The organism is Martelella sp. AMO21009 (assembly GCF_053484295.1).
The window spans coordinates 1-14,212 of record NZ_JBAKFR010000031.1; the positions used below are offsets into that span (position 1 = coordinate 1).

15 protein-coding genes and 1 pseudogene are annotated in these 14,212 nt (G+C 58.2%); 4 read left to right on the forward strand and 12 right to left on the reverse strand.

The window, feature by feature from the left end:
* From istA to V6766_RS21455, 10 genes are all read right to left on the reverse strand, one after another.
* Positions 1–775 (reverse strand): IS21 family transposase (gene istA / locus V6766_RS21410; protein WP_448470010.1); only part of this gene is annotated, 775 nt, incomplete at its 3' end.
* Between the two features lie 191 nt (positions 776–966).
* On the reverse strand, positions 967–2,859 hold the full coding sequence (locus tag V6766_RS21415; protein ID WP_448470012.1) for a bifunctional sugar phosphate isomerase/epimerase/4-hydroxyphenylpyruvate dioxygenase family protein: 1,893 nt from the start codon (positions 2,857–2,859) through the stop codon (positions 967–969).
* Between the two features lie 7 nt (positions 2,860–2,866).
* Positions 2,867–3,853 carry an aldo/keto reductase gene (locus V6766_RS21420; protein ID WP_448470014.1) on the reverse strand — a complete coding sequence of 329 codons (987 nt, stop codon included), beginning with the start codon at positions 3,851–3,853 and terminating at the stop codon, positions 2,867–2,869.
* Complete coding sequence (locus V6766_RS21425; RefSeq protein WP_448470016.1) at positions 3,853–5,394, reverse strand: acyl CoA:acetate/3-ketoacid CoA transferase; 1,542 nt, start codon at positions 5,392–5,394, stop codon at positions 3,853–3,855. Before V6766_RS21425 ends, V6766_RS21420 begins: the two co-directional genes overlap by 1 nt.
* On the reverse strand, positions 5,394–5,858 hold the full coding sequence (locus tag V6766_RS21430) for a MaoC family dehydratase (protein ID WP_448470018.1): 465 nt from the start codon (positions 5,856–5,858) through the stop codon (positions 5,394–5,396). The genes V6766_RS21425 and V6766_RS21430 overlap by 1 nt, the downstream gene beginning before the upstream one ends.
* A gap of 34 nt (positions 5,859–5,892) precedes the next feature.
* Positions 5,893–6,684, reverse strand: coding sequence for an amino acid ABC transporter ATP-binding protein (locus V6766_RS21435; RefSeq protein ID WP_448470020.1), 792 nt, complete (start codon positions 6,682–6,684; stop codon positions 5,893–5,895).
* Between the two features lie 63 nt (positions 6,685–6,747).
* Positions 6,748–7,611: a transporter substrate-binding domain-containing protein gene (locus V6766_RS21440; RefSeq protein WP_448470022.1), complete on the reverse strand. Its 864-nt coding sequence runs from the start codon at positions 7,609–7,611 to the stop codon at positions 6,748–6,750.
* Between the two features lie 32 nt (positions 7,612–7,643).
* Complete coding sequence (locus V6766_RS21445; protein WP_448470024.1) at positions 7,644–8,300, reverse strand: amino acid ABC transporter permease; 657 nt, start codon at positions 8,298–8,300, stop codon at positions 7,644–7,646.
* Positions 8,301–8,315: 15 nt separating this feature from the next.
* Positions 8,316–8,978 (reverse strand): amino acid ABC transporter permease, encoded by a 663-nt coding sequence (locus tag V6766_RS21450; RefSeq protein WP_448470026.1) that lies wholly within the window; start codon positions 8,976–8,978, stop codon positions 8,316–8,318.
* On the reverse strand, positions 8,975–9,805 hold the full coding sequence (locus tag V6766_RS21455) for a shikimate dehydrogenase family protein (protein ID WP_448470028.1): 831 nt from the start codon (positions 9,803–9,805) through the stop codon (positions 8,975–8,977). Before V6766_RS21455 ends, V6766_RS21450 begins: the two co-directional genes overlap by 4 nt.
* Before the next feature lie 117 nt (positions 9,806–9,922).
* On the opposite strand from V6766_RS21455, the gene V6766_RS21460 reads away from it, so the two are divergent.
* Positions 9,923–10,714, forward strand: a complete 792-nt coding sequence (locus tag V6766_RS21460; protein ID WP_448470030.1) for an IclR family transcriptional regulator — start codon at positions 9,923–9,925, stop codon at positions 10,712–10,714.
* Positions 10,715–10,839: 125 nt separating this feature from the next.
* Here the strand turns inward: V6766_RS21460 and V6766_RS21465 are convergent.
* Positions 10,840–11,274 (reverse strand): annotated as a pseudogene (locus V6766_RS21465) (transposase); the annotation flags it as partial.
* Here V6766_RS21465 and V6766_RS21470 point away from each other — a divergent pair.
* The 3 genes from V6766_RS21470 to V6766_RS21480 all read left to right on the forward strand — a co-directional run bounded on the left by V6766_RS21470 (position 11,210) and on the right by V6766_RS21480 (position 12,908).
* Positions 11,210–11,515, forward strand: a complete 306-nt coding sequence (locus V6766_RS21470; RefSeq protein ID WP_448470032.1) for a DUF4158 domain-containing protein — start codon at positions 11,210–11,212, stop codon at positions 11,513–11,515. The pseudogene V6766_RS21465 and the gene V6766_RS21470 sit on opposite strands and share 65 nt — an antisense overlap.
* A 98-nt stretch (positions 11,516–11,613) precedes the next feature.
* Entirely contained in the window at positions 11,614–11,994 is a 381-nt protein-coding gene (locus V6766_RS21475) for a hypothetical protein (RefSeq protein WP_448470034.1), read from the forward strand.
* A 77-nt stretch (positions 11,995–12,071) separates the two neighbouring features.
* Positions 12,072–12,908, forward strand: a complete 837-nt coding sequence (locus tag V6766_RS21480; protein ID WP_448470036.1) for an IS5 family transposase — start codon at positions 12,072–12,074, stop codon at positions 12,906–12,908.
* A gap of 166 nt (positions 12,909–13,074) precedes the next feature.
* Here V6766_RS21480 and V6766_RS21485 read toward each other — a convergent pair whose 3' ends face one another.
* Complete coding sequence (locus tag V6766_RS21485) at positions 13,075–14,127, reverse strand: 3-carboxy-cis,cis-muconate cycloisomerase (protein WP_448470038.1); 1,053 nt, start codon at positions 14,125–14,127, stop codon at positions 13,075–13,077.
* Positions 14,128–14,212 lie beyond the last annotated feature (85 nt).

The window sequence follows — 14,212 nt, forward strand, 5'->3', positions numbered from 1 at the left end:
ACGCATCCCACGTCGGAAACTGCGGGATGGGGACCATGAAGTTACGCCGGGCATAGCCCACGAGGCCCTCGACATTCCCCTTGTCATTGCCCTTTCCGGGACGGCCATAGCGATCCCGGATCAGATAATGGGACAGGAACCCGCTGAACAGTGTTGCCCGCTTGCGCGTGCCATCAGGCAGGATCTTCGCCACAAGGCAGCGGTCATTGTCGTAGACGATCGACTGCGGCACGGCCCCGAAGAAGGCGAACGCATGGACGTGGCCATCGACCCAGGCCTCGGCCACCGCCGCCGGATAAGCCCGCACGTAGCAGCCGTCGCTATGCGGAAGATCGAGCACGAAGAAACGGGCTTTCTGCTCGACACCGCCGATCACGACCGTCGCCTCACCGAAATCAGCCTGCGCATGGCCGGGCGGATGCGACAGCGGCACGAACACTTCCTGACGGCGCTGTTCCCGCTCCCGGATATAATCCTTGATGATCGTATAGCCGCCGGTGAACCCGCATTCGTCACGAAGCCGGTCGAAAACACGCTTGGCCGTATGGCGCTGTTTGCGAGGTACGTGTCTGTCTTCGTCCAACCAGTGGTCGATCGTCGAAACGAACGCATCCAGCTTCGGCCGCCGGACTGGTGATTGTCGCTGATAGCCAGGAGGCGTCGAATACGTCAGCATCTTCGCTACGCTGTCGCGGGATATGTTGAAGTGTTTGGCTGCCTGACGTCGGCTCATCCCTTCCGAGACGGCCAGACGAACCTTCAGATAAAGTTCCACGGTGTAGATCCTCTGTCCCTCCTGCGCTCAGTGCAGAAGGAAAATAGGTGGCCGGTTTTTACGCCGCCCGCGACCGAATTATTCCGCCGCTTCCGTGGCCGACTTTTGCACCGCCGTTCTCAGTCAGAGCCCTTGTTCCACGCCTAATCACAACCAGGCCCAATCAGGTTTGGGCAATGCGCCGTCCGAATTCACCGCTTCGGCATGCCCTTTGGACGCATGTGGCGCTTCTGGGCGGCGGTGCGGAACTGGGCGTTTGCCGCGCCGTAACCTCGGTATCCGTTTCGTCGCTCGACGATCTCGAAGAAGAAGCCTTCGCCGTAGATCGGACTGTAGAGCTGGAAATATTCCGCCTCGCCATCGCGATCGTAGAGAATGCTCGCGGCCTGGAGGCGGTCGAGGAAGTCCTCATCGAGGCCAAAGCGGGCATCTAGGTCGTCATAGTAATTCGGCGAGATGACGAGCGCTGTGAAGCCGTTCCTGGCCAGCGCCTCGGCCGTGGCGAAGATGTCGTCCGTCTCGAAGGCGAGATGCTGCATGGTCGATCCGAAGCTCTCAGCAAGAAAGTGACCGGCAAGCGTGCGGCGGTTCTCTACCCCGTTTAGCGTCACGCGCAGCGCGCCATCGGGTGTCTCGATGGCCTGGCTGTGGACCAGGCCGGCAGGATCGACGACGTCGACCATCGGCATTTTCACCATGTCGAAGATTGACGTGTAGAACAGCTGCCAAGTCAGCATCTCCTTGCTGTCCATCGTCTGGGCGATGTGGTCGATGCCTTTGAGACCGGCATCGTGCGGGATGGTATCATCGACCACCGGCTCGAACTCGATGTCCCAGACCCGCGCGAGATCGCTTTTGGCGTCGATGAAATGCATCAAACCGCCGCCAACGCCGCGTATGGCCGGGATATGCAGTTCACCCGGGCCGACGGGTTGCTCGAAAACCTCCGCACCCAGAACGCGGGCGCGTTCAACAGTGGCATGGGCATCGTCGACCTTCAGCCCGATGTCGCAGACCGATGTTCCGTGCAGGATATAAGCGGAATGGGCAAATCCCTGACGTTCGGTGTTGATGACGATGTTGATATCGCCCTGACACCACAACTCGACCTGCTTTGAAACGTGCCTGCCGGCGCGGGCAAAACCGAGCGTGTGCAGCATGCCTCCGAGTTCCTCTGCCTCGTCGCGGTTCGCGGCGAACTCGATGAACTCGACACCGCCTGCCGAAATCCGATCCGGCATTGACGGGACGTTAATGCGAATATCGGGTTCGTCGCGACGGACCCTGTCCATCAGGTAGACGAGGGAGCGATGGCCATCCACTGATATGGACTTCGGTGAACCGCCACGAAACTGGTCGTTGAAGATTTCCAGCGACAGCACCCCGTCATAGCCGGTAGCAGCGACCGCGCGCATGAACCCGGCGACGTTAAGGTCGCCTTCGCCCGGCATATTGCGGAAGTGGCGGCTCCAATAGAGCAGATCCATGTCAATCTTCGGCGCGTCGGCGAGCTGGACGAAGAAGATTCGGTCACCTGGGATCGAGCGGATCGTCTCCGGGTCGATCTTTCTCGCCAGCGTGTGGAAGGAATCGAGGATAAGACCGATATTGGGATGCTCGGCGCGGCGCACGACCTCCCAGGCGTCACGATGATCACTAACGTGGCGACCCCAGGCAAGCGCCTCGTAACCAACCCGGATCCCGTGTCGGGCTGCGAGCTCACCAAGTTGACGAAAATCCTCGGCAATCCTGTCGATTCCGCCGAGTGCAATCGGCGAGACACTGGAGCAGACGAGCATGAGGTCGGCCCCCAACTCGTTCATAAGCTCGAACTTGCGCTCGGCCCGGTCGAATGCGCGGGTACGCTGTGGTTCGGGCATGCCCTCGAAGTCGCGGAACGGCTGGAAAAGCGATATTTCCAGTCCGTGATCGCGCACCATCCGGCCGACTTCGCGCGGGCTTTCGTCGAAGGCAAGGAAATCGTTCTCGAATATCTCGACGCCATCAAAGCCGGTCGCTGCGATGGCGGCAAGCTTTTCACGCAAATCACCGCTGATTGAAACGGTCGCTATCGCGGTTTTCATGGGGGGCTCAACTATGTCCTGAAATTGGTCGAGGCACATAAGGCTCTTCGAGGTAGGCGATCTCCTCAGGCTCAAGCGACAGATCCACCGCAGCGAGAGCAGCCTCAAGATGGTGAGGTTTGGTGGCCCCAACGACAGGGGCGGAAATGCCGGGCTTATGGAGAAGCCAGCTCAGAGCAATTTGCGCGCGTGATCGTTCCCGGCGCGCGGCAAGTTCGCCGACTCTCGCAATGATCTCACTATCGGCTTCGCCGGCCTTCGCGTAATATCGCGCACCAACGTTATCAGCGGCATATCGCGCGCTTTCTCGATTGTCGTCTTGAGCGCGCGTCAGGCGACCGCGAGCCAGCGGGGACCAAGGGGTCACGCCAATCCCCTCCGACCGGCACAGAGGAAGCATTTCCCGTTCCTCTTCCCGGTACAAAAGGTTCACATGATTTTGCATCATGATGAATTGCGTCCACCCGTTCGCGCGTTGGAGCCCCAGGGCTTTCATGAATTGCCAGGCATGCATCGAGGATGCACCGAGATAGCGCGCCTTGCCCTGACGGACGACAACGTCCAGAGCCTCAAGCGTTTCCTCAATAGGCGTTTCGTGATCCCAACGATGGATCTGCAATACATCGACAAAATCGGTTCCAAGACGTCTTAGGCTGGCATCCACCTCGGCAAAGATTGCCTTGCGGGAGAGCCCACCGCCATTGACGTTGGCGCGCATCTTGCCATGCACTTTGGTACCCAGAACCACATCGTCCCGCACGGCGAAGTCTTTGATTGCTCGGCCCAAAACCTCTTCGCTGGCGCCATCAGAGTAGATATTGGCGGTGTCGAAAAAATTGATCCCGGCATCGAGGGCCGCTTTCAGGAACGGACGACCTTGCTGCTCGTCCAAGACCCACCCATGTTCTCCTTTAGAAGGGTCGCCATAACTCATGCAACCAAGGCAAATCTTCGAAACTTTCAGCCCCGTGGCTCCGAGATTGATGTACTTCATTAGTTCAAATCTCCACAAAATAGCTCCGGCGCCATCGCTTGCGGGGGGGTGGGAATCAAAGGTTCAAACCCCATTTGGTCCAGAACGTCCGTCTTAAGATCAATACCGGGGGCAATTTCCTTGAGAACCACGCCTTGCCGCGTAAATTCGAACACCGCACGTTCAGTGACCAAAATTGCGCTATGGCCGCGCTCAAGGGCGCTTTGGGCTGAATAAGTCACCTGCTCGACCTTATCGACAAGCTTGCGAACCGCGCCCGTGCGCTCCAGTTTCAGCGCGCCCCTGAGGATTTGCGACTTGCCGCCCTTGGCATCGAATGTGCCACAAAACACCACACGCTTCGCATTTTGGGCAATGTCCATAAACCCGCCAGGCCCGACCGTCAGCCCGCCCAGCTTGGAAACATTGATATTGCCTATGGCGTCGCACTCGCCGAAACCCAAAAACGCGATATCGAGCCCGCCACCGGAGTAAAAGTCAAACTGTGATGGACCATCGATCATGGCCGATGCGCCCCGCGCGTAACCAAATAGGTCCCCCACCATCAACGCGCCGCCGTACGTCCCGTGCTCGATGGTTTGGTAATAGCGGTCCTGCTCACCTTTTTCGGCAATCAGGCTGGCCACGCCTTCACCAATCCCCACGCCAAAGTTGATAACAGCCCCTTCGCGCAGTTCCTGGTAGGCGCGACGGGCAATTAAAGCGCGTACATCCTGGCCGAGCGATGGCAAAACGTGATCAGCGGGAGGACGGATTTCTCCCGACACGGCGGGGTCGTAGTCCAAGGCATAGCTCATTTTCTGGTCGGGATCGACAACGACAGCGTCGACGATGGCTCCGGGTACTCGCACGGCGCGCGCCGACAGGGAGTTGCGCGCCACTGCCGTTCTTACCTGAGCAATGACGATGCCCCCCGAATTGTGCGCCGCCAACGCGGCTGCGTAGACGTCTATGTTGGCCGCTTCCTGATCGAGAGAGATGTTGCCATCTGCGTCGGCGAACGAACCGCGAATGATTGCGACATCAATCCCGAAGGACTTGTACCAGAGCAACTCCGATCCCCCGACCTGGACGACCTCCACCAAATCATCCTTGGCGGCCTCATTCATCTTTCCTCCGTTTTGACGCGGATCGACAAACGTTCCCAAGCCGACATGGGTGAACAGCCCCGGACGCTTCGCGGCAATTTCCCGATAAAGCTGCATGACGCAACCGCTGGGCAAGACATAAGCCTCGATGGCGTTGTCCCGCGCCAGGCGCTGCATTTGAGGCGACCAGACCCAATGCCCGCCGATCACCCTTTTGACCATTCCCTGATGGGCAAAATGGTTCATGCCTTCGGTCTTTTTGTCGCCAATCCCCAGTGCGTGAACCACGGTCAAGGCTGCAGGGCGGCCTTCAGATTTGAACCTATGGGAGATAGCCCGAAACACCCTGTTCGGCTCCATCAACCCGCCGCCCCCGCCAATCAACGCCACAGTGGCGGCGTCGGGGATCATGGCTGCGGCTTGATCTGCGGTAACAAATTTGTCGCGCACCATTAATTCTCCTCCGACAGGAGTTCCGGGCGCCGGGGGACCATGAGGTGATGCTCGCCTTTCTGGACGACTTCGTCGCGCTGGTTAACCAGATCGACGGCAATGGCAAAAATGCCCATGTTCGGTCTGCTCTTTGATATCCGCTTGCTGATTATTTCGAGGCGAACGCGGACTGTATCGCCAGCGCGAATGGGAAGCTTGAATGTCCACGACCAGGACAAAGCAACGCCTACGCGAAATAACGTGGCCTGAACCTTGAGCCCGTCGGTCAAACTCAGGCCCAAGAGACCATGTGCGATCCGCCCACCGAAATCTGTGCTTCGCGCGAAGGTCTCATCGACATGCACGGGTGAGAAATCTCCGGTGATCCCTGCGTAATTCAGGATATGGGTTTCCGTCACAGTGATCCCTGGCGTCCAGTGGACAGAACCTTCATCGATGTCGTCAAAAAACTGTCCAGGCAACATGCCTTGAGCCTCATTCTCTGTCTGTCAAAAGTTACTAGTGAAGGATCTGACCCAGAAAATCGCGCAACCGCGGATTGTCCGGATCGTCGAAAAACTGGGGGGGAGGCGCATCAACAACGATTTCGCCATCGGCCATGAATATGACCCGGTCGGCAACGCTGCGCGCAAAGCCCATTTCATGGGTGACACAGAGCATGGTCATGCCTTCCTCCGCCAAGCCCACCATTGTGTCGAGCACTTCGCGGACCATTTCGGGGTCCAGCGCCGAAGTCGGTTCGTCAAACAGCATGATCTTGGGAGACATGCACAACGCGCGAGCGATTGCGACACGCTGTTGTTGCCCGCCGGAGAGCTCTGCGGGATACTTCCCAGCCTGTTCGGGAATTCGGACGCGCTCGAGAAATTTCATGGCGATCTCACGCGCTTCCGCATTGGTCTTCCTTCTCACCTTCAGGGGCGCCAACATACAGTTCTCAAGCACAGTAAGGTGGGGGAACAGATTGAACTGCTGGAAAACCATGCCCACTTCGGCACGGACGGCGTCGACGTTGCGAGCCACCGAGGTGAGTTCATTTCCGTCGACCGTGATCAGGCCTTTTTGAAAAACCTCAAGGTGATTGATACAGCGAATGAGCGTCGATTTGCCCGAACCCGACGGTCCGCAGATCACCAGTTTCTCGCGCTCGGCGACTTTGAGGTTGATATCCTTGAGGGCGTGAAAACTGCCGTAAAATTTATTGAGTGCCTCAATGGAGATGATGGTTTCGCCCGGCCCACCCAACTGGTGCCGGTCTCTGGTTAAGCTCTGATCTGCGCTAGTTTGCATGCTAAGCCTCAAAGGTTGGCTGCGGGGCGGCAGGTGTCCTCCCCGCAGTATGAAACGTTTGGGTTATTTGACGCTGATCGGAAGAGCGTCCGGGCCTTCGCCGGTGGTGGGCAAATCCGCAAGCTCGCCGCCAATCCATTGGCTATAGAGTTCAGCAAGCTCCCCGCTTTCGATCTTGCGAGCCACAAAGTCGCTGAGATAATCCGCCAGTTCCCGATCTTCGGGCCGAACGGCAAAAGCGTTGAAGGCTCGAGCGACGACGAACTTTTGATCGAACCGGTCGGGACCGGCAACCTGTTCGATATTGCCAAGCTGCGTAGATGCGCCGCCGATCACGTCGACTTGCCCGGACAACAGTGCCTGGACGGTTGTGGCATCATCATCAAAGCGTTGGATGACCGCGCCTTTAGGGCTGACTTTGGTCAGCCCTATGTCCTGCGGCGTGCCACGCGGAACTCCGACACGAAGCCCCGAAAGTTCGTCATAACCCGAAACATCTATATCGGCGCGGCCAATAAAGACAGTGTCGTTGTTGACGTAGGGGCGCGAGAACAGGACTACCTTTTGACGGTCCTCAAAAATGCCCATGACCGCAGCAAGAGCATCGACCTGACCGGTCAAAAGCGTCGCGACCCGGTTGGATGATGTGACCGGCGTCGTCTCGAGCTCCACCCCAAGATCTTCGGCCGCCATCCGCGATAGTTCAATGTCAAAGCCGGTAAGCGTGCCGGTCGCATCCGTGAAGCCCCAGGGCACCTGAGAAACCTGGGAGCCAATACGCAGCACGCCCGAGTCTTTTATCTCCTGCACCGTTTTTTGCGCCGCCGCTCCTGACGCTAGCCCCAGGGTCGCAATGCCGACAATGGCAAGTGAGACGACGTGAGGGCGCGCCTTTGCCCAAACGTTTTTAAAGATGCATGTAGTCATAGGCTTTTCCTCCAGTTTTGCGGATCATCCGCTTAAGAAGCTTGGTTGTACTTCTTGGCCAATCGGGCGCTGAAGTAGGACAACGGGAAGCACAATGCGAAATAGAAGATACCGGCCACGCCATAGGCGAGCAGAGGTTGGTAAGTGGTGTTTGAAACGATCTGGGCCGAACGCGTCAGATCAACAAACCCAATGATGGCTGCCAGAGACGTGCCCTTGATCAACTGAACCGAAAATCCCACGGTTGGCGCTAGTGACAACCGGATCGCCTGGGGCAACACCACGCTCTTGAGCCGATGGAAGTAGGACAACCCCAAAGCGGACGCCGCCTCTGATTGCCCCTTTGGCACTGCTTGGATCCCGCCACGCCAGATTTCCCCAAGATAGGCGCTCGCATGCAGCATCAAGCCTACCGTAACAGCGACCCAGGGGCTGACCCTTATGCCCAAGAGCGGTAGGCCGTAGTAGGCAAGAAAAAGCTGAAGCAGCAACGGCGTACCCTGAAAAAAATCGATATAGGCCGTCGCCAGTTTTTCGAGCAGTCTGGCACCACTGGTCCGCAGCAGGGCCACCACCAGCCCCATCAGTCCGCCAACGCCAAAGGCAATGAGCGAGAGTGCGATCGTTGACCACAGCCCAGAAAGGATAAGGAGGACCGCCGATGCATCGAATTTTTGAATGAAAACCATGCCTTGCGCCTCACTTTACGGGTACGAGAAGAATATTTTCGTTATAGCCTTGAATACAGAGGCGAAAACGTAGGATAGTCCGAAGTATAGAAGCGTGATCACGAGATATATTTCGAAGCTCCTGAATGTGACGGTGTCGATGGACTGGGCAACGGAGGTCAATTCCTCAGCCGATATTGAGGACGCGATGCTGGTCGTGAGCAGGGCGAGAATGAACTGGCCCGCCAGTGCAGGAAAGATGATCCGCAACGCGGGCTTGAGGACAATGAACTGGAAAATCTGGGGCGCGCTGAGTCCAAGCGCACGGCCGGCCTCCAATTGCCCGCGCGGGATAGCGGCAATGCCTTGTCGAATAATCTCGGAGGAAAACGCGCCACAATTCAAAGACAACGCCAAAACCGCCGCCGGCCAGGGATTGAGGCTGATACCAACGGACGGCAAGCCAAAGAAAATAAAGAATATCTGGAGCAGAAAAGGCGTATTGCGGATCAGCTCGACATAGCCGATCGCCAGCCACCGAAGCGGTGCAACCGAACTGTCGCGAATGACAGCCGTCAACAGCCCAACCAAAAAACCCGAGACAACCGATAAGGTCGCGAGCCACAACGTCATCAAGCAGCCCCAAAGGAGTTGGGGCCAATAGGGCCACAAGACCATAAAATCGAAGTGGTAATTCATTGCCGGGCCCCCATATGTTGCGCCTCATTCGTCAACCCGAAAAACGCGCTGTACATCTTGATCTGAGCATCCAGCATATGAACGCCGAGGTGGACGCCAAGCCCTCGTTCCCGCGCGCGCTTGAGCAGCGCGGTTTCGCGGGGCTTCATGATGACATCGGCCACCAAGCCTCTCTCAATCTGTTCAACCGGGATTGGCAACGGATCGTCGGGATCCAAACCGAGCGGGGTGGCATTGATGATCAGATCATAAGCCAAGGGACCGGATAATCCGTCCAACGCACGGACCGAAGTCGCGGTGTTCGAGAGCCGCTCGGCAAGCCTGCGACTCCTGTCGAGCTGGACGTCGAACAAGTCGATGGACTGCGGCTTTACGCCGAGCAAGCTAGCAGCGATCGAAGCGCCGGCGCCACCGCAACCCGCAATCAGGATTCGTTTGCCGGCAGAATGAAAATGGCTAGCTGCGAGCCCTTCGACAAAACCCGCACCATCGAAATTTTCTGCTTCCCAGCCTTGGCTGGTGCGGCGCAGGGCGTTCGCACACCCTGCCTTTTCCGCCGCTGAGCCGACCCTTGATACGTGGCGACAGACAGCAAATTTGTGGGGAATCGTGACAAGGATGCCATCAAGATTTTCCGAGCGCATCAAAGCTGGCAGCAGGTCGTCCAACTGAACCTGATCGACGTGCAGGGGAACCATGATGGCGTCGATCCCGGACTGGACGAATAAGGGGTTCAGGCGTTCGGGGGCCCGGACTTGGGTGACGGGATCTCCGATGACAACGTAAAGCCGCGTCCGCCCCGTCACCTCTCGGCCTTCTTGTGCCATCTTCAACCCTCCCTTAGAATCTGGAACATGTTCCAAATCACATATCATTTATCTTATGTCAAGCCACTTGCCGTTTTGTTCCAATTGAGACAATGTTCCACTAAACAAGGAGCGAACATGTCATCACGCGACCGTGCCCTATCCATCATCGAATTGTTGGCGTGCCACGCAGACGGGCTGCCTCTGGCGGACATATCCGGGCAGCTGACGATCGCCAGGAGCGCAACCCATCGGCTGCTCAATGATCTGCGTGAAATGGGTTATGTGCGCCAGGAGCACGAGCGCGGTCTCTACAGCCTAACAGTCAAACTGTCTTCGCTCGCGCTTATTCACCAGATTGGCACCGGCATAACCGATCTCATCTTGCCGATCTTGGACCGGCTCGCTGAGGAATCGGGAGAGCTCGCAATGCTATGTGTCGTGGAAGGAGAGCGGCTCATGCGAACCGCAAAAGCACGAGGATCACGCCGAGGACTGCAGTACAATCCTGAAGAAGAGCCCGAAGTATATCTGGGTGCTACCTCGAACGGGTTCGCATATCTTTCCACGATGCCGGAAGACCTGGCACTTCAGCAAGTTGCCAAGCAAGGTATTCGGCCTGGCCATGGTCCAAAAGCGCCAAAATCACTGGCAGAGGTAATGAATTATGTCGCAGACGCGCGGCGATTGGGGTACTCCGAGATACACGAGGTCTTTGAACCGGGAACTTCAGCAATAGCGGTCCCGGTTCTGCACGTATCGAGCAAGCAATGTATCGGTACTTTGAGCGTAGCGGGCCCCTCAGTGCGCATGACGAAAGCGCATATGGCAGAGCTGGCACCTGAGGTCAAAAAAGCGGCAGGCGACATTGGGATTGCAGCTCTACGCTCGCCTTTTTTTTACCATTCGATCAAGTTCGATTCAGTTTAGCAGGCTGTTGCAAAACGGTTGGGTTGGCTGTTTTGGTGGCGTATTCGGCTGGGAATTGCGTTTGATGCGGTTGCTGACTTCGGTCGCCTGTGTTGGCACTTGGTCCTTGGTGGCTGGGCGGCGGCCTATGCGGCGGCTAGTGCAAGAAGCTTCAGCAGTCTGACAAGGTTATAGGCCGCGATGGCGAATCCAAAGACGGCGGCGACTTTCGGCCTTCCCCGGACCTTTACTTTGGCGAAACCGGCCTGCGCCTTGATCCTGAACACCTCTTCGGTGCGCTTGCGGCAGCGCAGGCTTATGCCGTAGCCGAGATGGTGCATCGTGCGCTTGTCGACGGCGGTTTTACGGAGCTTGACGGTCCTGGAAATACTGCCGTTGATGGCGATATGCGGCGTGACCTTGCGGGCGCGCGAGCTCCCGACAACGGCTTCGACATCATAAGCCTTGTCGGTGGCAAGCGTGATGCGTCGGCTTTTTGTGCTTCGCCGGTCGAGCATGGCAAGGGCTGCCTCGCGCTCGGCCAGCCCGGTCGCCAGCGTCAGTTCGGCATCGACGACAAGCTTCGGCCACATCAGGCAACGCCGACGTGCTCACAACAGGTTCGGCTTAGCCTTGCAACTGTGCGTCGTGCGCTATCCCGGCCGGGTGCTGGCTTCGGGCGAACTGATACGGACCGAGGTGGTGGAGTTCATCGGAGCACAACTCTCCCTTGGTGCCGACGATCTCGTTGATTATGCCTCTCGTGAGGAAACGCGGCACGAGCATCTTGCCGAGTTGCGGTCGCTCTATGGATTCCGCTAGTTCTGCGGACACGGAGCACGCGAGTTGAAGGACTGACTGTTCCGGGAAGCCGAACTAGCGGTGTCAAATGAGGACATTGTTCGTCGCTTCATAGCCAAATGCCGGCGCGCCCGCACGGTTCTTCCCGCAACATCCACGACCGAGCGGCTTTGCGCCAGGCTCTGGTCGATGCCGAGCGTCAAATCGAGACACGGATTGCCGATCGGTTGCCCATGCCGATCCGGGAAAAGTTGCTTGCATTGCTCGAGGAGACAACTGACGATCGGGTGACGCCATTCGTGTGGCTGCGTCAGTTCGAGCTTGGTTCGAACTCTTTGTCGGCCAACCGTCTTCTTGAGCGGTTGGAATACCTGCAACATGTCGATCTTCCCGAGGATCTGCTGGCCGGTGTTCCTGACCATAGGATGACACGTCTGCGCAGGCAGGGAGAGCGGCATTATGCCGACGGCATGCGCGGTGTTTCGTCTCAACGCCTTTGAGAGCCGGATTTAAAAGTTATTGAGTGATATCAGAAGGATGTGATTCAACCACCTCTGCCAAGAACGTGGAGGATCGCATGCCCTGGACTGATATCACCCGCCTGCAGCATAACCGTGATCGCCTTCGCTATCCAACCGATTTGACGGATCGTGAGTGGGCTGTAATTGCTCCACTGATACCGTCGGCCAAGCCCGGTGGGCGGCCACGGAAAACGAACATGAGGGAGGTGGTGAACGCGATCCTTTATATTGCGGGCAGCGGCAGCCAATGGCGGGCCCTGCCGAAGGATTTTCCTCCGGTCTCCACGGTGCGAGGCTATTTCTATGGATGGCGCGATATCGGCCTTTGGCAGACCATCAACCATCTGCTTGTCTGCGCTACGCGCGAACTGGAGGGGCGTGAGGCCTCGCCCACGGCCGGTGTCATCGACAGCCAGAGCGTCAAGACCACCGAAAGTGGCGGGGTTTCGGGCTACGACGCCGGCAAGAAGATCAAGGGCCGCAAGCGCCACATCATCACCGATACGCTCGGTCTGATGCTGTTCGTGCTTGTCCATGCCGCTGATATCCAGGACCGTGACGGTGCGCCCGATGTCCTGAAAGCCATCCGCTACCGTTTCCCCTGGCTGCGCCATGTCTTCGCAGATGGCGGCTATGCCGGGCAAAAGTTGCGAAAGGCGCTGCGCGGATGCGGCCAATGGAACGTTGAGATCATCAAGCGCTCCGACACAGCGAAAGGCTTTGAGGTTCTGCCCCGCCGATGGGTGGTTGAGCGCACCTTCGGCTGGTTCGGTCGATGCCGTCGACTGGCCAAAGATTGGGAAAAGTCCATCGCAAGCGCCACAGCATGGGTCAACATCGCAAGCATCAGGGTAATGACCAGACGCCTCGCACGATATTGTTTCCCATCATGAACTTTTGAATCCGGCTCTTAGACAGATTTGGCTTAATGTATAAGGGAGCGTTTTGGCCCCTCTCCGGCTAACTTCGCGAAGATGCCATCAAACACACTCAGCCGGATCCAGCGGATGAAGCGATTATAGAACGTCTTGTATGGACCGTGACGGACGCCCGAAAGCTTCAGACCGTACCCATCCGCTCCACATTTGCCGCCACTGCCAAACACGCCGAAAGCGATCTGGCGGTGGCTGCGGCCATTTGCGGCAGGATCATCCATTCGAGCGACCAGGCCGCGCCGGAGCGCTCCTGTTCGTGAATCAGGGCCTGGTGCATGCCGGAAACCTGCACCGCGTTGAAGCGGGCCAGCGTCACCAGAAGCTCGGCCAGAACCGGGTTCTGCTTGTGCGGCATGGCCGAGGAACCGCCGCCACCGGAAAGCGCGATCTCATCGATGCCCTGCTGCGCCATCAGCGCGACATCCTGACCGATCTTTCCGAGCGTGCCCGACACGAGCGAGAGAAAGCCGGCATAGTCCACAATACCGTCGCGGCCCACCTGCCATGAGCGTGTCGTTGGATGAAGCCCGAGACTTGCGGCCACGTGATCGGTCACGACCTGCGCCTTTTCACCGAGCGCCCTGCGATCGCCGGCAGCGCCGCCGACCTGAACGCGCTCGACCCTCGGGCGTAGCGCGGCGAGGCGCTCGGCATGTTCGGCAAGCGGTTCGCGCCATGCGGATATCCTGTCGGCGACCGTGATTTCCCGTGCAGCCTGCATCCGGGTGCGGCCCATGAGAGGATTGCCGCCAAAGCGGGCCTCCAGTTCGCCAAGCGCATCAGAAAGCGCAGACATCTGGGCCGCGATCAGATCGGAGGTTTCCTTCAGCGCCAGCGCTAAGGCCGTGTCCATCACATCCTGCGAGGTTGAGCCGGTGTGGACTGCGGCGTCACCCGCCAAAGTTTTCAGCGCCCGCACCAGAGCAGGCACCGGCACGCCGTCTGCGGCCGTGCCGGCGCGAATGTCATCGTCATTGATCTTCGCCGCAAGAATGGCCGCCGCCGCCTTTTCGGCGATCTTGGCATCGGCCAGCCCGCAGGCGCCAAGCGCTCTCGCCCATGCGGCCTCGAAAGCCAGCATGTGCGAAAGCCGCCGTTCATGCGACCAGATCGCGGCGCTCTCGCCGTCGCCGAAGAGGCCCCCTAGCCAGGGGTCATCGAAAACACTTGCCGTCATGATCTCACCTTAGAGCGTCGACCGAAAAAGTGGAATCCGGTTTCGTCAACCCGACGCGGTACAACAAACAATCCGAAGCATCGGG

What these genes read in the sequence shown, in the direction of transcription:
- V6766_RS21485 (WP_448470038.1), bottom strand. Translation starts at nt 14,127, where the DNA reads ATGACGGCAAGTGTTTTCGATGACCCCTGGCTAGGGGGCCTCTTCGGC.
- V6766_RS21445 (WP_448470024.1), bottom strand. Translation starts at nt 8,300, where the DNA reads ATGGTTTTCATTCAAAAATTCGATGCATCGGCGGTCCTCCTTATCCTT.
- V6766_RS21450 (WP_448470026.1), bottom strand. Translation starts at nt 8,978, where the DNA reads ATGAATTACCACTTCGATTTTATGGTCTTGTGGCCCTATTGGCCCCAA.
- V6766_RS21435 (WP_448470020.1), bottom strand. Translation starts at nt 6,684, where the DNA reads ATGCAAACTAGCGCAGATCAGAGCTTAACCAGAGACCGGCACCAGTTG.
- V6766_RS21430 (WP_448470018.1), bottom strand. Translation starts at nt 5,858, where the DNA reads ATGTTGCCTGGACAGTTTTTTGACGACATCGATGAAGGTTCTGTCCAC.
- V6766_RS21455 (WP_448470028.1), bottom strand. Translation starts at nt 9,805, where the DNA reads ATGGCACAAGAAGGCCGAGAGGTGACGGGGCGGACGCGGCTTTACGTT.
- V6766_RS21440 (WP_448470022.1), bottom strand. Translation starts at nt 7,611, where the DNA reads ATGACTACATGCATCTTTAAAAACGTTTGGGCAAAGGCGCGCCCTCAC.
- V6766_RS21425 (WP_448470016.1), bottom strand. Translation starts at nt 5,394, where the DNA reads ATGGTGCGCGACAAATTTGTTACCGCAGATCAAGCCGCAGCCATGATC.
- V6766_RS21480 (WP_448470036.1), top strand. Translation starts at nt 12,072, where the DNA reads ATGCCCTGGACTGATATCACCCGCCTGCAGCATAACCGTGATCGCCTT.
- V6766_RS21415 (WP_448470012.1), bottom strand. Translation starts at nt 2,859, where the DNA reads ATGAAAACCGCGATAGCGACCGTTTCAATCAGCGGTGATTTGCGTGAA.
- V6766_RS21475 (WP_448470034.1), top strand. Translation starts at nt 11,614, where the DNA reads ATGCCGGCGCGCCCGCACGGTTCTTCCCGCAACATCCACGACCGAGCG.
- V6766_RS21470 (WP_448470032.1), top strand. Translation starts at nt 11,210, where the DNA reads ATGGCAAGGGCTGCCTCGCGCTCGGCCAGCCCGGTCGCCAGCGTCAGT.
- V6766_RS21460 (WP_448470030.1), top strand. Translation starts at nt 9,923, where the DNA reads ATGTCATCACGCGACCGTGCCCTATCCATCATCGAATTGTTGGCGTGC.
- V6766_RS21420 (WP_448470014.1), bottom strand. Translation starts at nt 3,853, where the DNA reads ATGAAGTACATCAATCTCGGAGCCACGGGGCTGAAAGTTTCGAAGATT.